The 21,390-nt window shown below is 65.6% G+C and carries 21 protein-coding genes and 2 tRNA genes; 10 read left to right on the top strand and 13 right to left on the bottom strand.

All coding sequences use genetic code 11. The features are described from left to right. Window positions 1-110 precede the first annotated feature (110 nt). From sufC to ACFXP9_RS03645, 6 genes are all read left to right on the top strand, one after another. Window positions 111-866 (top strand): Fe-S cluster assembly ATPase SufC, encoded by a 756-nt coding sequence (gene sufC / locus ACFXP9_RS03670; RefSeq protein WP_397205899.1) that lies wholly within the window; start codon window positions 111-113, stop codon window positions 864-866. Then, the gene (locus ACFXP9_RS03665; protein WP_397205898.1) at window positions 866-2,179 is read left to right on the top strand and encodes a SufB/SufD family protein; all 1,314 of its coding nucleotides are present in this window, start codon (window positions 866-868) and stop codon (window positions 2,177-2,179) included. Before sufC ends, ACFXP9_RS03665 begins: the two co-directional genes overlap by 1 nt. A gap of 4 nt (window positions 2,180-2,183) precedes the next feature. Continuing rightward, window positions 2,184-2,690, top strand: coding sequence for a hypothetical protein (locus tag ACFXP9_RS03660; RefSeq protein WP_397205896.1), 507 nt, complete (start codon window positions 2,184-2,186; stop codon window positions 2,688-2,690). Then, window positions 2,677-3,270 carry a YIP1 family protein gene (locus ACFXP9_RS03655; protein WP_397205894.1) on the top strand — a complete coding sequence of 198 codons (594 nt, stop codon included), beginning with the start codon at window positions 2,677-2,679 and terminating at the stop codon, window positions 3,268-3,270. Before ACFXP9_RS03660 ends, ACFXP9_RS03655 begins: the two co-directional genes overlap by 14 nt. After that, the gene (locus tag ACFXP9_RS03650; RefSeq protein ID WP_397205892.1) at window positions 3,270-4,478 is read left to right on the top strand and encodes a cysteine desulfurase; all 1,209 of its coding nucleotides are present in this window, start codon (window positions 3,270-3,272) and stop codon (window positions 4,476-4,478) included. The genes ACFXP9_RS03655 and ACFXP9_RS03650 overlap by 1 nt, the downstream gene beginning before the upstream one ends. Window positions 4,479-4,520: 42 nt before the next feature. Beyond that, window positions 4,521-4,597: transfer RNA gene (locus tag ACFXP9_RS03645), tRNA-Arg, on the top strand. 11 nt (window positions 4,598-4,608) lie between these two features. Here the strand turns inward: ACFXP9_RS03645 and ACFXP9_RS03640 are convergent. The 3 genes from ACFXP9_RS03640 to ACFXP9_RS03630 all read right to left on the bottom strand — a co-directional run bounded on the left by ACFXP9_RS03640 (window position 4,609) and on the right by ACFXP9_RS03630 (window position 6,671). Then, window positions 4,609-5,370, bottom strand: a complete 762-nt coding sequence (locus ACFXP9_RS03640) for a polysaccharide deacetylase family protein (protein WP_397210001.1) — start codon at window positions 5,368-5,370, stop codon at window positions 4,609-4,611. Beyond that, window positions 5,367-6,458, bottom strand: a complete 1,092-nt coding sequence (locus ACFXP9_RS03635; protein WP_397209999.1) for a glycosyltransferase family 4 protein — start codon at window positions 6,456-6,458, stop codon at window positions 5,367-5,369. The genes ACFXP9_RS03640 and ACFXP9_RS03635 overlap by 4 nt, the downstream gene beginning before the upstream one ends. 138 nt (window positions 6,459-6,596) lie before the next feature. Continuing rightward, window positions 6,597-6,671 (bottom strand) — tRNA-Gln (locus ACFXP9_RS03630). A gap of 92 nt (window positions 6,672-6,763) precedes the next feature. Here ACFXP9_RS03630 and ACFXP9_RS03625 point away from each other — a divergent pair. Further along, window positions 6,764-7,954, top strand: a complete 1,191-nt coding sequence (locus tag ACFXP9_RS03625) for a BaiN/RdsA family NAD(P)/FAD-dependent oxidoreductase (protein WP_397205884.1) — start codon at window positions 6,764-6,766, stop codon at window positions 7,952-7,954. Here the strand turns inward: ACFXP9_RS03625 and ACFXP9_RS03620 are convergent, their stop codons facing one another. The 4 genes from ACFXP9_RS03620 to ACFXP9_RS03605 are packed head-to-tail and all read right to left on the bottom strand — an operon-like array spanning window position 7,955 to window position 12,259. Then, complete coding sequence (locus ACFXP9_RS03620; protein WP_397205882.1) at window positions 7,955-8,857, bottom strand: hypothetical protein; 903 nt, start codon at window positions 8,855-8,857, stop codon at window positions 7,955-7,957. It lies immediately after the preceding gene. Window positions 8,858-8,908: 51 nt separating this feature from the next. Further along, window positions 8,909-9,760 (bottom strand): 3-deoxy-8-phosphooctulonate synthase, encoded by an 852-nt coding sequence (gene kdsA, locus ACFXP9_RS03615; protein WP_397205880.1) that lies wholly within the window; start codon window positions 9,758-9,760, stop codon window positions 8,909-8,911. Then, the gene (locus ACFXP9_RS03610; RefSeq protein WP_397205878.1) at window positions 9,757-11,622 is read right to left on the bottom strand and encodes a capsule biosynthesis protein; all 1,866 of its coding nucleotides are present in this window, start codon (window positions 11,620-11,622) and stop codon (window positions 9,757-9,759) included. Before ACFXP9_RS03610 ends, kdsA begins: the two co-directional genes overlap by 4 nt. Further along, entirely contained in the window at window positions 11,606-12,259 is a 654-nt protein-coding gene (locus ACFXP9_RS03605; RefSeq protein ID WP_397205877.1) for an ABC transporter ATP-binding protein, read from the bottom strand. The genes ACFXP9_RS03610 and ACFXP9_RS03605 overlap by 17 nt, the downstream gene beginning before the upstream one ends. Before the next feature lie 168 nt (window positions 12,260-12,427). Between ACFXP9_RS03605 and ACFXP9_RS03600 the strand changes: the two genes are divergently transcribed. Both ACFXP9_RS03600 and ACFXP9_RS03595 read left to right on the top strand, forming a co-directional pair. Next, on the top strand, window positions 12,428-13,006 hold the full coding sequence (locus tag ACFXP9_RS03600) for a uracil-DNA glycosylase family protein (RefSeq protein ID WP_397205875.1): 579 nt from the start codon (window positions 12,428-12,430) through the stop codon (window positions 13,004-13,006). Beyond that, window positions 13,003-13,818: an SseB family protein gene (locus ACFXP9_RS03595; RefSeq protein ID WP_397205873.1), complete on the top strand. Its 816-nt coding sequence runs from the start codon at window positions 13,003-13,005 to the stop codon at window positions 13,816-13,818. Before ACFXP9_RS03600 ends, ACFXP9_RS03595 begins: the two co-directional genes overlap by 4 nt. On the opposite strand, the gene ACFXP9_RS03590 is transcribed toward ACFXP9_RS03595, so the two are convergent. From ACFXP9_RS03590 to ACFXP9_RS03565, 6 genes are read right to left on the bottom strand one after another with little or no spacing between them, the layout of a single operon-like run. Next, window positions 13,819-14,721 carry a 2-hydroxyacid dehydrogenase gene (locus ACFXP9_RS03590; protein WP_397205872.1) on the bottom strand — a complete coding sequence of 301 codons (903 nt, stop codon included), beginning with the start codon at window positions 14,719-14,721 and terminating at the stop codon, window positions 13,819-13,821. It abuts the gene before it with no gap. 11 nt (window positions 14,722-14,732) lie between these two features. After that, window positions 14,733-15,872 (bottom strand): rod shape-determining protein RodA, encoded by a 1,140-nt coding sequence (gene rodA / locus ACFXP9_RS03585; RefSeq protein WP_397205870.1) that lies wholly within the window; start codon window positions 15,870-15,872, stop codon window positions 14,733-14,735. A 4-nt stretch (window positions 15,873-15,876) separates the two neighbouring features. Next, window positions 15,877-17,826: a penicillin-binding protein 2 gene (gene mrdA, locus ACFXP9_RS03580; RefSeq protein ID WP_397205868.1), complete on the bottom strand. Its 1,950-nt coding sequence runs from the start codon at window positions 17,824-17,826 to the stop codon at window positions 15,877-15,879. Between the two features lie 2 nt (window positions 17,827-17,828). After that, window positions 17,829-18,359: a rod shape-determining protein MreD gene (locus tag ACFXP9_RS03575; protein ID WP_397205866.1), complete on the bottom strand. Its 531-nt coding sequence runs from the start codon at window positions 18,357-18,359 to the stop codon at window positions 17,829-17,831. A 3-nt stretch (window positions 18,360-18,362) separates the two neighbouring features. Then, window positions 18,363-19,286, bottom strand: a complete 924-nt coding sequence (mreC, locus tag ACFXP9_RS03570) for a rod shape-determining protein MreC (RefSeq protein ID WP_397205864.1) — start codon at window positions 19,284-19,286, stop codon at window positions 18,363-18,365. A 9-nt stretch (window positions 19,287-19,295) separates the two neighbouring features. Beyond that, complete coding sequence (locus ACFXP9_RS03565) at window positions 19,296-20,330, bottom strand: rod shape-determining protein (protein WP_397205862.1); 1,035 nt, start codon at window positions 20,328-20,330, stop codon at window positions 19,296-19,298. A 206-nt stretch (window positions 20,331-20,536) separates the two neighbouring features. Here ACFXP9_RS03565 and ACFXP9_RS03560 point away from each other — a divergent pair, with 206 nt between their 5' ends. Beyond that, window positions 20,537-21,379, top strand: coding sequence for a glycosyltransferase (locus tag ACFXP9_RS03560; RefSeq protein ID WP_397209997.1), 843 nt, complete (start codon window positions 20,537-20,539; stop codon window positions 21,377-21,379). The last annotated feature ends 11 nt before the right edge of the window (window positions 21,380-21,390 follow it).

Here is a 21,390-nt window from a genome sequence, read left to right as displayed (position 1 = left end):
CCATTTATGGGATTTTGATGTTCATTTACTTTGCTTGGGCCGAGCGGCGCACAAAGTTAAAGCGAAACCGGCTTGCGGGTTACGGCTCGGGGAAAGACTAAGGGTTAGAGATGCTGGAAATCAAAAATTTGCACGTCAAACTTGGGGAAGAGGACAAGCAGATCCTCAAAGGGGTGAACCTGACCGTCCCCGCGGGCGAGGTGCACGCGATCATGGGGCCGAATGGCTCGGGCAAGTCGACGACCTCTTACGTTCTGTCGGGCCGCGACGGCTATGAGGTGACCGAAGGCAGCGCGACGCTGGACGGTCAGGACTTGCTGGAGATGGAGCCAGAGGACCGCGCCAGCGCCGGTCTGTTCCTTGCCTTCCAATATCCGGTCGAAATTCCCGGCGTGGGCAATATGACCTTCCTGCGCACCGCCGTGAATGCGCAGCGCAAGGCGCGCGGGCAGGATGAATTGTCGGCGGGCGATTTCCTGAAACTGGTGCGTGCCAAGGCCAAAGACCTGCAAATCGACGCCGAGATGCTGAAACGCCCGGTCAATGTCGGCTTCTCGGGCGGCGAGAAAAAGCGCAACGAGATCCTGCAAATGGCGATGCTGGAACCCAAGATGTGCATTCTGGACGAGACCGATTCCGGTCTGGACGTGGATGCGATGCGTCTGGTCTCGGACGGCGTCAACGCCCTGCGCAGCCCTGACCGCGCGTTTCTGGTCATCACCCATTATCAGCGCCTGCTGGACCATATCAAACCCGATGTCGTCCACATCATGTATGATGGCCGCATCGTGAAAAGCGGCGGTCCCGATCTGGCGCTGGAGGTCGAAAAGAACGGTTACGCCGATATTCTGGCGGAGGTCCGGTAATGGACGGCGCCACCCGCACAAGCGACCCGCGCGCGGAAGGTCGCGCCAAGGCGCTGGCCGACCGCCTGCCGGCGCTGCATCTGCCCGAGGGCGGGTTTACCAAGGCCGCCCGCGCCGCCGCCCGTGACCGCCTGCACGCGATGGGTCTGCCCCATGCGCGCGACGAATATTGGCTGTATACCAAGCCCGCGCTGCTGAACGCGCCCCAGCCCGCGCCTGTCGCGGATCAGGGCAGCGCCGCCACGCTGTTTGCCGATCTGGACCGGCTGCGGCTGGTTTTCGTGGATGGGCGCTTTGACGCTGCGGCCTCTGATGACCTGACGCTGGAGGGGGTTCAGATCACCACGCTGGCCGAGGCCGAAGCAGGCGATCACTGGGCCGCCGGCCTTTACGGCACGCTCGAGGCCGCCGGCCAGTCGCCGGTCGCGCGCCCCTTTGCGGCGCTGAACACCGCCGCCGCCGCCGATGGCGCGCTGATCCGCGTCACCGGCACGCCGTCACGCCCGATCCACATCATTCAACAGCGCGGCGACGCAGCGGCGGATGTGGTCTGGCACCATGTCGTCCGGCTGGAACCGGGGGCCGAGGCCACGATCCTTGAAACCGGCGCCGCCGGGGCGCGCTGGAACGCGATGCTTGAGGTGGACGTGGCAGAGGGCGCCAAACTGCACCATCTGACCGCGATGCGGGCCGAAAACGACCGCCTGTCCGTCAGCCATATCTTTGCCCGTGTCGCCGCGAATGCGCTGTTCAAATCCTTTGCGCTGTCGGTCAATGGCCGGATGATCCGCAATGAATCGGTGATCGACATTAGCGGTGACGACGCCGTGGCCCATGTGGCCGGCGCGGTGCTGGGGGATGGCGATGACGGCGATTTCCACCACGACGACACCGTTTTCGTGACCCATGCGGCGGAACGCTGTGAAAGCCGTCAGGTGTTCAAGAAAGTGCTGAAAAACGGTGCGCAGGGGGTGTTTCAGGGCAAGATTCTGGTCAAGCCCGGCGCGCAGAAAACCGATGGCTATCAGATCAGCCAGGCCCTGCTGCTGGACGAGGGCAGCCAGTTTCTTGCCAAGCCTGAGCTGGAGATTTACGCCGACGACGTGCAGTGCAGCCATGGCTCGACCACGGGGGCGCTGGATGAAACGGCGCTGTTCTATCTGCGCTCGCGCGGGGTGCCGAAATCGCGGGCGATCGTGCTGCTGGTGCTGTCCTTCCTTGCCGATACGCTGGACGAGATTGAGGACGAGGGCCTGCGCGCCGCGATCTTTGCCCGGCTGGACGACTGGCTGACCGCGCGGGCGCAGGATTAACGCCATGGCCACCCCGCCCGCCGGAATTGTGCCGCGCCTGCTGGCCAGTTGGCTGCGCCCCGCGCAGGTGGTGCGGGGGCTGCGCGACATGCCGGAACGCGCGCTGGTCGTGGTGCTGATGGCGGCGCTGGCGGTGTTTTTCGTCGCGCAATGGCCGGTTCATGCCCGCGCCGCGCATCTGGACCCGTCCATCCCGCTGGCCGCGCGGCTTGGCGGGGCGGGGCTGGCGGTGATGTTCATTATGCCGCTGCTGGCCTATGCGCTGGCGGCGCTGTCGGGCGGGGTCATGCGGCTGATCGGCCGGCCCATCGACCCGCGCCACGCAAGGCTGGCGCTGTTCTGGGCGCTGCTGGCGGTGTCGCCGGTGATGCTGCTTGCCGGGCTGTCGGCGGGGCTGGCCGGTCCGGGTGCGGCAACGTCGCTGGTTCAGGCGCTGGCGGGCATCGGCTTTGTGGTGATATGGATGGCGGGCCTGTCCGCATTGTCCCGAGGCCGCCATGACCCTGAATGACCTGAAATCACTTGCCATCCTGACGCTGCGCCAGCCCGATGCGGCGCTGCGCGGGTTGCAATCGCTGGACCTGCCGGTGCAGGTGCGCTGGATGGTGCTGGCGCTGGCGGTCGTGTCCTCGACCCTGCTGGCGCGGCTGTCGCTGGCGCTGTTCCCGATTCCGGTCAATAACCCGCTGGCGGCGCTGGCCGGTCAGCCGCTGAAAATGGCGGCGATGCAATTTGCCGGGCTGACCATTATTGCCTGGCTGATGGCGGCGGCGGGGCGGGCCTTTGGCGGGCGCGGCGGCTTTGCCGATGCGCTGCTGATCGTCGCCTGGGTCGAGCTGCTGATGGCCGCCGCGCAGGCGCTGCAAACCGTGATGATGGTGTTTTTTCCCGCCGTGGCCAGCCTGTTCGGGGTGGTGGCGCTGCTGGTCTCGATCTATCTGTTCGTGGCCTTTGCCCGCGCCCTGCATGGCTTTGCCAGTCTGGCCCTGACCGCCATGGGCGCGCTGGCGACGTTTTTCGTGGCGGCGCTGGCGCTGTCGATCCTGCTGACCCTGCTGGGCATCACCCCGCCCATGCCCGAGGCCCCCTGATGTATGACGTCGAACAGATCCGCGCCGATTTTCCCATCCTGTCGCGTCAGGTGAACGGCAAGCCGCTGGTTTACCTTGATAACGGGGCCAGCGCGCAAAAGCCGCGCGTGGTGATCGACGCCATGACCCGCGCCTATGAGGACGAATACAGCAATGTCCATCGCGGCCTGCATTACCTGTCCAATCTGGCGACCGAGAAATATGAGGGCGTGCGCGCCATCATCGCCCGCTTTCTGAACGCCCCGCATCACGACGAGGTCATCATGACCTCGGGCGCGACCGAGGGGATTAACCTTGTCAGCTATGGCTGGGCCGCGCCGCGGCTTCAGCCGGGCGATGAGGTTGTGCTGTCGGTGCTGGAACATCACGCCAATATCGTGCCGTGGCATTTCCTGCGCGAACGTCAGGGCGTGGTGTTGAAATGGGTCGAGCCAGAGCCGGATGGCAGCCTGCCCCCCGAAAAACTGCTGGCGGCGGTGGGGCCGAAAACCCGGCTGATCGCCGTCACCCATATGTCCAATGTCACAGGCACCGTGGTCGATATCGCCGCGATTTGTCGCGCAACAGACGTGCCGGTGCTGGTCGATGGCAGTCAGGCCGCCGTGCATATGCCGGTCGATCTGGCGGCGCTTGGCTGTGATTTCTATGCCATTACCGGGCACAAGCTGTATGGGCCTTCGGGGTCGGGTGCGATCTGGATCGCCCGCCAGCGTCAGGCCGAAATGCGCCCCTTCATGGGCGGCGGCGACATGATCCGCACGGTGACGCGTGACAGCGTCGATTACGCCGATCCGCCCCTGCGGTTCGAGGCCGGCACCCCCGGCATCGTCAACCAGATCGGCCTTGGCGTGGCGCTGGACTATCTGATGGGTATCGGCATGGACCGCATCGCCGCGCATGAACGCGACCTGCGCGATTACGCCCGCGACCGCCTGCGCAGCCTGAACTGGCTGAATATTCAGGGGGATGCGGCGGATAAAGGCGCAATCTTTTCGATGACGATGCAGGGCGCCCATGCCCATGACATTGCCACGATTTTGGACAAACGCGGCATCGCCGTGCGCGCCGGCAGCCATTGCGCCATGCCGCTGATGGATTTTCTGGGCACCACCGCCACCGCCCGCGCCAGCTTTGCCATGTATAATACCCGCGCCGAGGTCGACGCCCTGATCGACGCCCTGTCGTTTTGTCGAGAGCTTTTCGCCTGACCCCATTGCACCCGCCGCGCGGGATGCGTAAAAGGCGCGCAGGCACCCGTAGCTCAGCTGGATAGAGCGCTGCCCTCCGAAGGCAGAGGCCAGAGGTTCGAATCCTCTCGGGTGCGCCAATTTTCTCGATTCAGCCGTTCTGCGCCGGCCAGTCAGGCCGCATCAGGGCCGGGCGTTTGGTGCGGTCCTTCAGATACAGTTTCCACAGGAACCCAAGGGTATTGTCGCCATAGGACACCGCCTTGCGCGGCAGGGCCAGCGGGTCGAAGGACGGGGTGGCGGCGCCGCGCTGGCAGGTGACGCCGGTGTCATAGCCCGCCTGTGCCGCCGCGTGCAGCGTGTCCTGATTATGCGCGCCATAGGGATAGCAGACATGCGCGACCTTCGCCCCTAACTGGTCTTGCAGGCAGGCCTTGCTGTCGGTCATTTCGCGCAACTGGGTGGCGGCATCCCGGTCGGCAAGGCGGATGTGGTTCAGGCTGTGGCTGCCGATCTCGCCCCCCTGACGGTGAATGTCGCGCAGCTCGCGCCAGGTCATCAGCGGCGGGGTGGGGTGGCCCGATTCGGCCAGCCAGTCGGCCTGACCGCCGACCATCCCCGCGATTGCGTAAACCGTTGCGGGATAGCCGTATTCCTGCAGGATCGGCAGCGCGTATTCGCGGAAATTCCGGCAGCCATCGTCAAAGGTCAGCACCACGGCGCGGTCGGGCATGGGCACCTGACCCCGCAGGGCGCGGGCGGCTTGCGACATGCCGATCACCGGGATGCCCAACCTTTTCAGCGCCCGCATCTGCGCCCGAAAGCGCCCCACATCGCAATAGGACGCGCGGTGGGTTCGGACGCGACCGAACCGGCCCACCTGATGATACATGAGAATCGAGATCCCGCTCATCCCAGACCCTTTGCTGCGGCGATGGCGCGGTCATAACAGGCTTCGGTGCCGCGAACCATGGCGCTGCGGGTAAAGCGGGCCTCGAATACCGCGCGGGCGGCCTGGCCCATGCGGTGCCGCAGGCCGGGGTCGCTGGCCAGCCGGATGATGGCATCGGCCAGGGCCGCGGGGTTTTCGGGCGGGACCAGCAGGCCGGACTGGCCGTGGGTAATGACCTCGGGGATGCCGCCAATATCGGCGCCAATGCCGGGGCGACCGGCGGCGCCGGCCTCGATCAGCGACAGGCATAACGCCTCGCGGCGCGAGGGGGCCAGCATGATGTCCATCTGCGCAAAGACCGCCTGAATATCGGATCGCGCGCCCCAGAACGCCACCCTGTCGGACAGCCCGTCCTGCGCGACACGCGCCTTCATTTGCTGTGCCCATTCGGTGTCATCCGGCCCGATAAAGGCCAGTCGCACGGGCAGGTCAGGCGGTAACAGCGCCAGCGCCGCCAGCGCGATATCGTGGCCCTTGACCGGCTGAAGCCGCGCCAGCATCCCCAGCATCAGCGGTCGCGACGCAGATATGGGGGCCGGGTCAGGGGGCGGTGCCAGCCCCAGATCCGCGACGCCGGGATAGACCAGATCCAGCCGCTGCGGCGCCCCGTCCTGCGCGGCCAGAAAGTCGCGCACAGCGGCAGACACGGCGATGATCGGGGTGTCGCGGGCAAACCATTTGCTGGCATTGGTCGCATGGGCGGTGCCGATGGCCGGGCAGGATGCCGTCGCCGCCCATTGCGCATAGCGGGTGCCGCGTTGGGCATGGCCATGCAACAGATCCGCCCGCCAGCGCCGGGCAAAGCGCCGCAGCCGCCACGCGGACAGCGCGTCATACATCCCCCGCATCGGCAGGTCGATGGCATCATGCCCGGCGCTGACCATGGCCTGCCCCAGCCATCCCGCACACGGCCCGGCAAAGGCGATGCTGTGGCCAGCCTCGTGCAGCGCGGCCGACAGGGCCAGCACATGGCGTTCGATCCCGCCCAGTTTGCGGCTGTGGGCCACCATGACGATGCGGCGTGGCTGCGGGGCGGGGGCGATGGGCATGGCGGTTCGGCGGGGTGGTTGCGGGTGGCGCAGGGTCGCGCCCGTCGCGCTGAAAGGCAAGTGCTAATGGGCCGCAGGCGTGACCAGCCCGCCGATTTCAGCAGTGCTGTGCCAAAGAATGATGCGTTTTCAGAAAGATGGCTGGGGCGGTAGGATTCGAACCTACGGTACACGGTACCAAAAACCGTTGCCTTACCACTTGGCTACGCCCCAACGGTGCGGGCGTTACTAGCCCTGCTGCGCCGGGGGTGCAAGAGGAAAAAAAGGAAACTTGTCCAAATTTTTCCGGCGGGGTAGGCGGGCCCATGGAACATTATGATCTGGTCATTCTGGGGGCGGGGGCGGCAGGACTTTTCTGCGCCGGTTCGGTCCTGTCACAGGGAATGCGGGTGCTGATCGTCGATCATGCCCGCGCGCCGGGGGAAAAGATCCGCATCTCGGGCGGGGGGCGGTGCAACTTTACCAATCTTGCGACGGCCCGAGACCGGTTTCTTTCACAGAATCCGCGGTTTTGCGCCTCGGCGCTGGCAGGCTTCACGCCGCGCGACTTTGTGGCGCTGGTCGACCGGGCCGGGATTGCCTGGCATGAAAAGGCGCAGGGACAGCTGTTCTGCGACGGCTCGGCCCGCCAGATCGTCGAGATGCTGGTGACGCGGGCGCAAGGCGCCAGTCTGCGGCTGAACACTGGCATCGAATCGGTGGCGGCTGTGACGGGCGGTTTTCGCGTGACCCTCAGCGACGGGGTGGTCACGGCGCCCCGGCTGGTGCTGGCGACGGGTGGGCGGTCGATCCCCAAAATGGGCGCGACGGGGCTGGCCTATCAGATCGGGGCGCAATTCGGGATGCGTCTGGTCGAGCCGCGCCCCGGCCTTGTCCCGCTGACCTTTGCGGCGCAGGAGCTGGACCGTATCCGCCCGCTGTCCGGGGTTGCGCTGCCGGTGTCTGGCCGGGTCGGAAAGCAAGTCTTCAGCGATGATTTGCTGTTTACCCATCGCGGCCTTTCCGGGCCGGTCATCCTGCAATTGTCCAGCTTTTGGCAGCCCGGCGATCAGGTGATTCTGGATCTGTGCCCCGGAACCGATATTGCGGCGCAACTGAAGGCGCGCAAGGCACAGGGCGGCAAAGTGGGGATGGGCAGCGTGCTGTCGGGCTGGCTGCCGACCCGTCTGGCTGAGGCGATTCTGGCCGAACAGGGGCTGACCGGTGCGCGACTGGCGGACCAGCCGCACAAGCTGTTGGACCGGCTGGCCGGGCGGGTGAACCGCTGGACCGTCAAGCCCGTGGGCAGCGAGGGCTATCGCACCGCCGAGGTCACGGTTGGCGGGCTTGATACCCGCGATCTGCACGCTCGCACCATGGAAAGCCGCCGCCAGCCGGGGCTTTATGTCATTGGCGAGGCCGTGGACGTGACCGGCTGGCTGGGGGGGTATAATTTCCAATGGGCCTGGGCATCCGGTCATGCCGCGGCGCGGGCGATCCGGGGCCAAGTGGCGTGATCAGCCCCGCATCCCGTGACGCATGGCGCGGCGGAACAGATCACCCTCGACCCCCCAATTGCGATAGGTGCTGACCAGATCGCGCAGGTTGTCAAACGGGCTGTCAGAAGCCGCCAGAATTTGGTCCGTGACCTGTTCCCAGCCGAAGCTGATCAATTGGCGCAGGCCGTGATAATGCACCAGCATGGTTTCAGCATCGGCCAGTTCCGTCGTCTGGTTCCATCTGCTGTCCAGCACCTGCAACGGCGGGGCATCCGGGTCCGCCAGCGCCGGCAGCAGCGAACACGTGTCCAGCCATGGCCGTTTGCGGGCCAAGCCAGGCTGCTGGTCCTTTTCCAGCGCGGTTTCCAGCCAGATCTGGCCAAAATGGCGCGGGGCATCCGGGAACAGGACAAACCCGGCATTATAGACAGGATAGGATTGCGCCCCCCGACCAAGTGTGACCTTCTCGACCGGTCGGGCATTCGGATATTTAGCAAACAGCAGGTCCCACTGACCCTCATCATCGGACCAGCCATTGACCGTGTCCAGACACATGCCAACATGGTTTGGCGCAATATCAGACAGGAACGCCCCCGGCTTTAACAGCAATGTGTCAGTGTCCAGAAACAGGTGCCAGTCCGCCCCTGACACCTTGCTGGACGCAAATAACTTGTTCCCCGCCGGGTAGTTGTCGCTGAACTGGTTCTCAAGCGGGGTCAGCGCAACATTATTTGCCTCAAAAAAGGACAGGGTTTCGGGATGAAGCCCGTCGATCTTTTCCTGTCTGCAAAAGGCTTGCAGCCGGAAACCGTCCTGACAATTCACCTTCAGCGCGCTGACCAGCAAATGTGCCTGCGGTTCCAGTGGACCCGGTTCGGCCATGAAAAAGATGTTCAGCGTGCTGCCGGTATGATCAGACATATGTCCTCCCTTTATTTCATATGGGGCGGCCCTTGTGGGGCGGCCCCAATCTTACTCAATTTCACCCATCACCGGATCGGCCTTGGCCAGCCGGTCAAAGCGCATCAGGCTGTCGATCAGCCGGTCCATCTGGTCAAGGCGGATCATGTTCGGTCCGTCCGAGGGGGCGTTGTCAGGGTCGGGGTGGGTTTCGATGAAAACGGAAGCGACGCCAAGCGATACGGCGGCGCGGGCCATGACCGGGGCGAATTCGCGCTGTCCGCCGCTTGATCCGCCCTGACCGCCCGGCTGCTGAACGGAATGCGTCGCGTCCATCACCACCGGATAGCCGCTGCGTGCCATGATCGGCAGGCTGCGCATATCGGCCACCAGCGTGTTATAGCCGAAAGACACGCCGCGTTCGGTCAGCATGATCTTGTCATTGCCGGTGCTGGCGACCTTCTGGGCAACATTGGGCATGTCCCAGGGCGCCAGAAACTGACCCTTCTTGATATTCACCACGGCGCCGGTCTGACCCGCAGCCAGCAACAAATCGGTCTGACGGCACAGGAAAGCGGGGATCTGGATGATATCGACCACGTTGCCCGCCGCGCGCGCCTGTTCGGCGTCATGAATATCGGTCAGGACCGGACAGCCGATGCGGTCGCGCACGGTTTCCAGCATCCGCAACCCCTCATCCAGGCCAACGCCCCGGCGCCCCGACAGAGAGGTCCGGTTGGCCTTGTCATAGCTGGCCTTGAACACGAAACCGGCGCCGGATTTGCGGCAGGCCTCGGCCAGCGGGGCGGCGATGGACAGGGCGTGGTCCAGCCCTTCAAGCTGGCAGGGACCTGCGATCAGCACCAGCGGCAGGTCATTGCCAAAGGTGACGTCACGGGCCGGAACATGGATGGGTCGGGTCATGCGGATACCTGTTCACGAAGGATAGAGGCCGTCAGGGACAGCATCAGATAGATACCCGAAAAGATCAGGAATGCCACCAGCGTGTTTTCGAAAGCCCGCGGATAGGTGGGTTCGTCCGGCGGCACCGGCGCGACCGAGACCGACAGATAGCGCACCTGCTTATTGGCCTCGATCCGGGCCATTTCCATCTGTTCCGCCGCGCCGGCCAGCAGGCCCTGACGGGTTTGCAGATCGCTTTCGGCAATGCGCAATTCGCCCTGCATGGCGGCGATGGAATCTCGGCCATCGGTGGCCTCGGTCAGTTGGGTGCGCAGGCTGGACAGCATATCCTCGATCCGGGCGATATCGCCACGCACACCGGCCACACGGCTGGCATTGGGGCGGGCATTGGCCTCGAGCTGGGCCAGTTCAAGCCGTTTCTTGGTCAGTTCGCCCTGAAGCTGGCTGACCTGCGACATGATCAGCCCGCCTTCGGCCGCCGCATCAACGATCCCCAGCTTTTCCTGAATGCCCTGCACCCGCGCCTGTGCATCCAGAACCTTCTGTTCGGCATCCTGATAATTCTCGCGTGCGCCTTTCATCTGATCCTCGCGCAGGCGCGCAGTCAGATGGTCAACCTGTTCCTCGGCATAGCGGATCAGCGCCAGCGAAAACTGTTTCGACAAGGCGGGATCGGGGGCGATCACCTCCATGTTGAGGACACCTTCGGTAGGGTCGTAACCGATTTTCACCGATTTTTCATAGGTTTTATAGGTTTCCTCGTTCGTGGCATCGGGCGCCAGACGTTGCAGCGGGTCGATGGCAGGGTCCTGATAGGCCTGCCGGAAGCCCAGATCTCGGTCCAGCCGCGCCATCGCATCGCGCGAGGTCAGATAGCTTTGCACCGAAACGGCATCGGTATTGGTCTGCAAGCCGCCCATCAGCCCGCCAAGTTTGCTGGACCCGGCCCCATCGGCGGTCTGGATCTGAAACTGCGATTCGGTGCCATACAGCGGCGTGGCCTGGGTGAAATAATACCAGCCGGCGATGATGGTCGGCAGGAACACGAAAAAGGCCAGCCGGGTGAACATCATCATCGCCCGGCGCTGACGGCGGCGGGCAATATCGCGCTGGATGCGGATCAGCTCTGCCGCGCGGCGCTGGTCGGTCAGCGGCTCGCCCGAGGGGGGGGCGGGGGGCGGCGCGGCGGGCCTGCGGGCCGGGGGCTGGGGCGGCGTGACCGTGGCGGGCACATTCTGGCCCGGCGCGCGCTGTGACTGATCGCCCGCCTTTGACAGCACCTTGCCCAGAACGCCGCGGTGGAACGGGTCGATGCCGCGCTGACGCAGGCGCACCACGGCCTCTTCGTCGCTGGCCGCGTCGATCTGATGCAGCGCCGCGATCCGCCGCGCCAGCCGCAATTTCCGCTGGGAATGGTTCTCGGCCCGGACCTTTTCAATTTCGGCGTTCAGCGGATCATCGGGTTCGGCACCACTGCCCCCCGCATCCCCGGCCGCAGCGGTTTGCTTTTCAGGACCGTCCCCGGCACCGGGAAAACGCATATCGCCAAAGCCGTCATCGGTGGTCGCGGGTGTGGCCATCAGGCGCGCAGCCTCGGCCTGCGGGTCGCTGGCGGGGGGCGGGGTGGTCGCGTCCTGTGGCCGGTTCAGCGAGCGACGCAGAAACACCCGCGCCTGCCCCTGACGGGGCGCCGGGGTGGATGCGGTCGCGTCCGATGGCGCGGGCGCATTGGCAGCCCCGCCATCGGCAGGCGCAGCGGTGGCAGGTGCCGTGTCGGCCTGTTCGGCGGCCTTGCGGGCCTGCGTCAAAGCCGCTTCGTCCCGGCGGGCGTGAAAGCGCGTGGCCTTAGGCGGTGTAGTCATAGAACTGCTTGGCCTCGTCGAGGGTTTCGAATTGATAAAGCTGCCCGTGGCGCAGCACAGCGGCCTTGCGGCAGAATTTTTCCAGCGTCGCGGCCTGGTGCGAGACGACGATCACGGTGGCATTCTTCAGCCGCTCGAACAGGACGCCGCCGGCCTTGCGGTTGAATTCGGGGTCGGTGCTGTTGGGCATCCCCTCGTCGATCAGATACAGGTCGAATTCCAGCGCCAGCAGCAGGGCAAAGGTGAACCGCGCCCGCATTCCCGAACTGTACAGCCCCACCGGCTGGTCGAAATATTCACCGATATCGGTCAGCCAGCGGCAAAACGCCTCGACATAGTCGGGGTCCAGACCATAGACGCGGGCGATGAAACGGGCGTTTTCATTGGCCGAGTGATTGCCAACCACCCCGCCCATGAAACCCAGCGGAAACGACACCCGGCAATTGCGCCGGATCACCCCTTCATCGGGTTTTTCCAGCCCGCACATCATGTTGATCAGCGTGGTTTTGCCGGTGCCATTGGGCGCCAGAATCCCCAGCGAGTTGCCCAGTTCGACCTGAAACGACGCGCGGTCCAGAATCACCTTGCGCTGGGTTCCGGTCCAGAAGGACTTGGAGACGTTTTCGAACGCCAGCATCAGATCATCCCTTCCGCGGGGCGCAACGCCAATGAAATCAGCACCCTGCCCAAAAACAGCTTTTGTGCGTCCGGCGCAGAATAGGCCCGGTCCGACGCGCTGTCCAGCATAGGGCGCAATCATTGATATTTCGTTACCTGACTTCTTTTTTGTCGTATTTTCGCGGCGATGACTGATTTGCCCGAACAGATTCGTGCCTGCCGCATCTGTGCGGCGCGTTTCGCGCAGACCGCGACCCGCCACGCGCCGCGCCCGGTGGCGTGGTTCCGTCCCGGCGCGCGGGTGCTGATTGTCGGGCAGGCGCCGGGGATGCGGGTGCACCAGACCGGGCTGCCCTTCAACGACCGTTCGGGCGACCGGCTGCGCGACTGGCTGGGGCTGGACCGGGCGGCGTTTTACGACCAGTCACGGATTGCCATCGTGCCGATGGCATTTTGCTTTCCGGGCTATGATTTCAAGGGCGCCGACCTGCCGCCGCCGTCCATCTGTGCGCAGACATGGCGGGCGCGGGTGATGGCGCAACTGGACCCGCAACTGGTGTTGCTGGTGGGCGGTCATGCGCAGCGCTGGCATCTGGGACCGGGGCCGGTCTCCGCCACCGTGGCGGGCTGGCGCGACCATGCGCCGGCGCTGTTTCCCTTGCCTCATCCGTCTTGGCGCAATACGGCATGGCTGAAGAAAAACCCGTGGTTCGCGCAGGATCTGCTGCCGGCGCTGCGGGCGCGTATCCACGAGGTGCTGACATGACCCCGCTTGACCAGCTTTGCCAAACCGCTTTTCACGATGCCGATGACGCGACCCGCGCGCGCATCCTGCAAAAGCTGGCCGATACCGAGCTGTTCGTCGCGCTGGAGGCCGAGCCGACCGGGGATCAGGCACAAATGCGCCAGTTCCAGCTGCCTGCGGGGCCGGTGGTGCTGGCCTGCGATCTGGACGAGGGGCTGTCGGGGTTTCTGGACGGGCCGTCCCCCTATGCCGCGATGCCGGGGCGGGTGCTGGCGGCGATTCTGGCCGGGCAGGGGGTGGGGGTGCTGGTCAACCCCGACCGCGCATCGCAGATTTTGCTGACGCCCGATATGCTGCACTGGCTGGTCGAGGGGCTGTCCTCGGCATTGCCGGACCGCGCCGCCAGCCCGGCCCCCGCGCGGCTGTCCCCGCCCTTGCCGCTGATGATCGCGACGCTGGCCGAACCGCTGGCTGAACGTCTGGCCAGCCTGCAAGGGCACGTCACATCAATGGCGCTGGTGGCGGCGGACTGGCCCGACGGGCGCAGCGGGCATTTGCTGTCGCTGTCGGGGGTTGCCCCCGATGACCGCCCCGCCGTCGCCAAATCGCTGGCCGAGATGCTGGCCTTCCTGCCCCCGCTTGCGGGCGGTCTGGATATCGGCTTTGACCTGCCCGACCTGCCGGATGCGGCCTTTACGCTGACCGCCGGTGCGGGGGGCTGTGGCTGTGGCGGCGATCATGCGGGCGATTGCGGCGATGCGGCGGCGGCCAAACCCCGGCAACCGCGCGCACCGGGCATGGACCCGCAGCGCCCGCCGATCCTGCGGTTTTGATCAATAGCCGCGGTCGCGGTCCACAAGGTAACGCAGCGGCTGGTCCGCCATGGCGCGGCGCAGGTTGTCGGCCACCACCGGCGCGGCGGTTTGGGGGCGGGTTTCGGCGGCGATATGCGGGGTGACGGTGATGCCAGGATGCGACCAGAACCGATGCTCGGGGGGCAGAGGCTCGGCCCGGAAAACATCCAGCACGGCGTGACCCAGATGGCCGCTGTCCAGCGCGGCGATCAGCGCCGCATCGTCGATCAGCGTGCCGCGTCCGGGGTTGATCAGCCACGCCCCGCGCGGCATTTGCGCCAGTGTGGCCGCGTTGATCAGGTCGCGGGTTTGGGCCGTGTCGGGCAGCAGGGTGATGACAATCTCGGCCCCATCCAGCGCCTGCGCCAGATCGGCGCCGCCAAACACCCGCAGCCCCCCGACCGCGCCCCCCGAGGCTGACCAGCCCGTCACCTGAAAACCGATGCCACGCAGCATCGCGGCGGTGGCGCGGCCCAATTCGCCCATGCCCAGAATGGTGATGCGGCGGCTGTCGGCCAGCGGCGGCACCAGCGCGTTCCGCCATGCGCCATCCTGCGCATAATTGTCCATGCCCAGATGCGCGCGCATCACCCAGCCGGTGCAGAATTCGGCCATGCCCTGCGCCAGTCCTGGGTCAACCATGCGGCACAGCGGCTGGACCAGCGTCGGGTTGGTGACGATGCGTTCGACCCCGGCCCACAGGCTTTGGACAAGGCGGGTCTTGGTAAAGGGGGTGAAATCCTCAAGCGTGCTGCCGGGGGCACAGATCACCGCGTCGAAACCCGCCGGGTCGCCCTCGCGGCACAGCGTCATCTCGGGGCAGGCGGCGCGCAGCGGGCCGGACCATGCATCCCAGCCCTTGGCAGCGAACAGAACTTTCACGGCATTCCCCCCTATCCTGGCCGGTGCACATGGGCCGATTGCACCATGCCAAAAGCCATCAGCAAGATCATCATTTGCGTGCCGCCATAGCTGACCATCGGCAGCGGCACCCCCACCACCGGCATCAGCCCCATCACCATCGCCATATTCACGGCAAAGAACAAAAAGAACGTCCCCGCGATGCCGATGGTCAGCAGGCTGGCAAAGCGGTCGCGGTTGGTCAGCGCCGAATGCAGGCAGAAGCCAAGGATCAGCGAATACAGGATCAGCAGGGAAAACGCCCCGACAAAGCCGAATTCCTCGGCCAGGGTGGTAAAGATGAAATCGGTGTGTTTCTCGGGCAGGAAATTCAGCCGCGATTGCGTGCCCTGCATAAAGCCGCGCCCCGACCAGCCGCCCGACCCCAGCGCGATCTGTGCCTGCATGATGTTGTAACCCGCCCCCAGCGGGTCGCTGGTCGGGTCCAGAAACGTGTCGATACGCTTGTATTGATAATCTTTCAGGAACTGGTGTTCGGTGCCGCGTGTCTCCATCACGCCAAAGACAAGGGCGCTGACCAGCGCGATCACCGCGCCGAAATACCACAGACTGACCCCGGCGGCGAACATCACGATCCCTGCGCCCGCAACCAGCAGGACAGCGGTGCCAAGATCGGGCTGTTTCAGCACCAGCGCCGTGGGGATCAGCGCCAGAATGACCGGGATCGCCACCCAGAGCGGGCGCGAAACCCGTGACAGGTCCAGCCAGTCGTAATAGGCCGCCAGCAACAGCACCAGCGCGATCTTCATCAGCTCGGACGGCTGGATCTTGACCGGGCCAAGGTCGATCCAGCGCTGCGCGCCCATGCCGACATGGCCGAACAGTTCCACCGCCACCAACAGCGCCACACAGATCACATAGGCCCCGACCGAGATCGAGCGCCAGAACCAGATCGGCACAAAGGCCAGCGCGATCATCGCGACCATGCCGACGATGAAGCGCTCGATCTGGGGTTCGGCCCACCGGCTGGCATCGCCCCCGGCCACCGAATACAGCATCAGGAAACCGGCGCTGGCCACGGCGGTCAGCAGGAATACCAAGGGCCAGTTCAGATACAGGATCTTGCGCAGGCCGGTCGGCGTGGTCGGGTTGTTATAGTCCAGATAGCCCATGTTTCTATGCCCGCGTCTTGCCGGTGGCGGCACTGGGTGCGGCCTGCGGCGTCAGGTTCATGCGCTGGTGCATTTCCTCGATCGCGCCGCGCTGCCCCGCCGGATAGGCATTCAGCGGCGGCACCCCGCCATTCAGCGCATACAGCAGAATGTCGCGCGCAATCGGCGCCGCCGCCGTTGACCCGCCGCCGCCATGTTCGACGATCACCGACACCGCATAGCGCGGGGCGTGAACCGGGGCAAAGCACACAAACAGCGCGTGGTCGCGCCGGTTCCACGGCAGCTGGTCGTTGGAAATCACCCCCCGCGCGCGTTCGGCGGCGGTGATGTTGCGCACCTGACTGGTGCCGGTCTTGCCGGCCATGCGCCAGTCGTCGCGCACGATGCGCGATTTCCCCGCCGTGCCGCGACTGCCATTCATCACCGCGTCCATGCCCTGCCTGGCGATCTTCAGATGCGCGGGGTCCAGCCCCAGATCCTCGAACACCGGGTCGGCGGCGGGCTGGCCATCGACGCTGCGCACCAGCCGTGGCTGAACCACCTTGCCGGTGGCGACCCGCGCCGTCATCACCGCCAGTTGCAGCGGCGAGGCCAGAACATAGCCCTGACCGATACTGGCATTGACCGTGTCCCCGATCAGCCAGTCCTTGTCATAGCGGTCCTTTTTCCACTTGCGGTCCGGGGCGATGCCCTCGGCGATGGCGGACATCGGCAGGTCGTGGCGCACCCCGATCCCCAGCCGCCGCGCCATGGCGCCGATGCGGTCGATGCCGACGCGCTGTGCCAGTTCGTAATAATAAACGTCGCAGGACTGTTCCAGGCTTTGCACCGCGCCGACCATGCCATGCCCGCCGCGCCGCCAACAGTGGAACTTGCGCCCCGCGATTTCGGTCGAGCCGTTGCAGTAAAAGCGGTCGCCAGCGTTGATGACCCCTGATTCCAGCCCCGCCAGCAGCGTCACCATCTTGAAGGTGGAACCGGGCGGATAGACGCCCTGCACGGTCTTGTCGGCCAGCGGGCGGTGGTCATGCTGGGTCAGCGCCCGGTAATCCGCGACCGAGATCCCGCGCACGAATTTGTTCGGGTCGAACACCGGCGACGAGGCAATGGTCAGGATGTCGCCATTGGTCACGTCAATCACCACCGCGGCGGCCGATTCCTCGCCCAGGCGCTGGCGGGCATAGTTTTGCAGCCCCGCATCCAGCGTCATCTGGATGGTGGCGCCCTGCTGGCCCTCTTGCCGGGACAATTCGCGCATCTCGCGTCCGGCGCTGTTGACCTCGACCCGGCGGGCACCGGCCTTGCCGCGCAGCAGATCCTCCATCTTGGCTTCAAAGCCGACCTTGCCCAACTGGAACTCGGGCAGGCGCAGGATGGGGTCAGGGTCCTCGATCCGCGACAGATCGTAATCCGAGACCGGGCCGACATAGCCCAGAACATGCGCGAAATCGCCCCGGCGCGGATAGACCCGCGACAGAACCGATTCCGGGGTCACGCCGGGCAGGGCAGGGGCATTGACCGCGATGGATGAAAACTGTTCCCAGCTAAGCCGGTCGGCCACGCTGACCGGGGTGATCGCCTTGCGCCGGGCGATCTCGGCCAGCAGGGCGGCGGCCTGTTGGTCGGTCATCGGGATCAGGCGGCGCAGACCGGCAATGACCTGATCGACATCGCCGGCCTCTTCGCGGGTCAGGGTGACGCGGTAATTCTGTTCATTGCCGGCCAGCACGGTGCCGTGGCGGTCATGGATCACCCCGCGCGCGGGTGGCAACAGCCGGATCTTGATGCTGTTGCCATCGGCCAGCAGCCGGTATTCATCGGCATGTTCCAGCTGCATGGACCGCATCCGCAGCCCCAGCACCGCCACGACCGAGGCCTGGATAATGCCCAACAGCACCCCCCGGCGCGACACAAGGCGGCTGCTTTCGACGATGTCCTTGGCCGATTTGCGCATCTTTACCCCTGCATGTCCTGATCGGTCGCGGCCCCCCGCCGCAGCCCCAGCCCCCAGCGCGCCAGCAGCGCCACGACGGGATAGGCGCCCGCCGTGGCCAGAAACTGTAACACCACCTGACCCAGCGGCGGCACCGGGACCAGCACCAGCATCAGCACCAGCCGGGTGCCGATCATCATTGCCCCCATCAGCACCGCAACGCGCAGCCATTCAACCAGAAACGGCTGGTCGCGCCAACGATGTTCGCGACGGCGGGCGGCTTCGGTCCCGGTCAGCACGGCCAGCGCCCACAGGCCGGGCGCGCGCAGGGTGACGATGTCTTCGATCAGCACCAGCCCGGCAATCAGCGGTGCGGGCACATCGCGCGGGCGGCGCAGCACCCAGACCAGCGACAGACACAGCAACAGGTCAGGGCCGGGAAAGCGCAGGCTGCCCTGCGACAGCGGCATCAGCCGCAACACGATAATGGCCAGCGCCAGCAGCGCATAGATCGCCATCCCCACGATCCGGCGGCGGGTGCCGGGCGTATTCATAACCTATTGCCCCGCCGCAGGGGCGGGGGCGGTGCCGGGCAGGGGGGCGGCGGGCAGCGGGCCGATAAACCCCTCACGCGTGGGGGGGATCAGCGCGCCCTGATCTGTCAGGCGCTCGGCCTCGTGGCTGCGCAGGACGCGCAGGAATTCCAGCCGCCCGTAATCGGCCGCCAGCCGCACCCGCAGCCGCCCATCCGTCCCCAGCGCCACCTGCCCGACCAGCAGGCCGGGCGGAAACACCCCGCCATCGCCGGAACTGACCACCCGGTCGCCGGGGCGCACATCATCGGGGCGTTCGATGAAATCAAGGAAAGGCAGCGCGGTGTTGTCGCCGGTCAGCAGCGCGTGCTGCCCCGAGGGCTGGATGGTCACCGGAATGCGCGAGGACGGGTCGGTCAGCAGCATCACCCGGCTGGTCGCCTGCCCGACACCGCTGATACGGCCCACCAGCCCCAGCCCGTCCATCGTCGCCCATCCGTCGACAATCCCGTCACGGGTGCCGACATTCAGCAGCACCGATTGCCGAAAGGCGGTGCCGCTGTCGGTCATCACCACACCCGAAATCGCCGTCAGCGCCGGGTCCAGCCGGACATTGTTCTGCGCCAGCAGCTTGGCGTTTTCCTGTTCCAGCTGGACGGCGGCCTCTTTCCAGGCCTGCATCTTTTGCAATTCACGGCGCAGTTCCTGATTCTGGTCATACAGCCGGGCATAGGATTGCAGGCTGCCCACCATCTGCGCGGCCCGTGTCACCGGCACCAGCGCCCAGTCGAAACCCGGCACGAAACGGTCGACGAAAGCCGTGCGCATCCGCTCGGCCCGCGGGCTGTCGATCAGCCAGAACAGGAACATCGCCAGCAGCATCAGCGCCAGCAGGGCGATCAGCACGCGCCGGACCGGCGTGGCAAAGTCATAGCCCTTGCGCGCCATGCCCCGGCCTTAGCTGTCGTAGTCGATGACGTGGCGCAGCTGCTTTTCATATTCCAGCGCCTTGCCGGTTCCCAGCGCCACGCAGCTCATGGGTTGGTCCGCGATGGAAATCATCAGCCCGGTCTGTTCGCGCAGCGCCAGATCCATTTCCCCCAGCATCGCGCCGCCACCGGTCAGCATGACGCCGCGGTCGACAATATCGGCGGCCAGATCCGGCGGTGTGGCCTCCAGCGCGACCATCACGGCTTCGCAGATCTGCTGAACGGGTTCGGACAGGGCCTCGGCGATCATGGCCTGGGTGATCTCGATCTCCTTGGGGACGCCGTTCAGCAGGTCGCGCCCGCGCACCATCATGGTGGCGCCGCGCCCGTCATCGGGCATCCGGGCGGTGCCGATGCTGGTCTTGACCCGTTCCGCCGTCGATTCCCCGATCAGCAGGTTATGGTGACGGCGCAGATAGCTGATGATCGCCTCGTCCATGCGGTCGCCGCCCACCCGGACCGAACGCGCGTAAACGATATCCCCCAGCGACAGGACCGCGACCTCGGTGGTGCCGCCGCCAATATCGACGACCATGCTGCCGGTCGGGTCGGTGATCGGCATCCCCGCGCCGATTGCTGCCGCGATGGGTTCCGCGATCAGCCCGGCACGACGCGCGCCCGCCGACAGAACCGACTGGCGGATGGCGCGTTTTTCCACCGGCGTGGCGCCATGGGGGACGCAGACGATGATCTTGGGCTTGGCAAAGGTGGTGCGCTTGTGGACCTTTTTGATAAAGTCCTTGATCATGTGTTCGGCGCTGTCGAAATCAGCGATCACGCCTTCGCGCATGGGGCGGATGGCCTCGATGCTGCCGGGGGTGCGGCCAAGCATCAGCTTGGCGTCCTCGCCCACGGCCAGAACCTGTTTCTTGCCGTCCTTGACGTGATAGGCCACGACCGAAGGTTCGTTCAGGATGATGCCCTTGCCCTTGACATAGACCAGCGTGTTCGCGGTCCCCAGGTCAATTGCGATGTCGGTCGAAAACAGCCCGCCGAATGCCATGTATATGTCCTTGCTGCGCCTGACCATCCGCGGCCAGAGATTTATGGGCCACCCCGGCCCGAGTCGCCCCGCCGGTCAGCCATTGCCCCGTATAAAGCCCGCGCAGCCCGTGGAAAACCCCGGATTTTGACCTGCGCAAGGGCTTGCCGTTGACGCCATCGGGCGCTTTGGCCTATCGCGGGGGGGCAGGAAAGGATTGCGCGCAGATGGTTCAGGACGAAATTGTCGGCTTTTGCCGCTTTTCCTTTGTCGGGCGCGGCGACTGGCAGGCCTTTCGCGACATTCAGGGCCAGCCGCCCGAGCTGTTGGACCGGGTGGCGCAAAACCTGTTCGATCCGCTGCGGCTGGAACAGCGGTTTCGCAGCTTTGCGCAGCTGACGCTGGCATCGGTGCGGGCACAGACTGACCCCGATTTCGTCTTTGTGGTGCTGGCATCGGACCGGCTGGACCCGGTCAGCCGCGCCCGCTTGCAGGCCCTGTGCGACCCGGTCCCGCAGGTCGGGCTGATCTTTTCCGACGCCCCCACCCTGTCCGAGGCCCTGCACCCGGTGCTGGCGGAACTGCGCCATGACAGCCGACGCAACGTCATTCAGTTCCGGCTGGACGATGATGACGCGATCCCGGGCGATTACATCGCCAATCTGCGCCGGCACGCCGAACGGCTGGCGGACCTTGACCGCTTTGCCATCAGTTTCAACCGCGGCCTGATGGTCAAGCTGGCGCCGGGGCAGGCGCCGGTGCCGCTGGCCTATGCGCTGCCGTTTCTGGGGGCTGGCTGTGCCATCAGCGATGGCCGCGACCACAAGCTGATCTTTGAAATCGGGCATTTCCAGATCGCTAAACTGTTCACCCATATTCAGGATATCGACCATCCCGGCGCGCTGGTCACCCGCTGGACGGACAGCGATTCCAAGGAATTGGTGCTGGACGCCCTGCCGCGCAACATCACCCGGCTGCGCGACTGGCGGTTCCGGCGCCAGATCCGGCGGCATTTCCCGTTCCTGAACGATGTCGATTTCGCCAGCCTGCTGACCCCGCCCCCGGCATGACAAAGGGCGAC

Origin of the sequence: Paracoccus jiaweipingae (genome assembly GCF_044335505.1) — a bacterium.
GTDB lineage: Bacteria > Pseudomonadota > Alphaproteobacteria > Rhodobacterales > Rhodobacteraceae > Paracoccus.
This window is presented reverse-complemented; position numbering and strand designations above follow the sequence as displayed.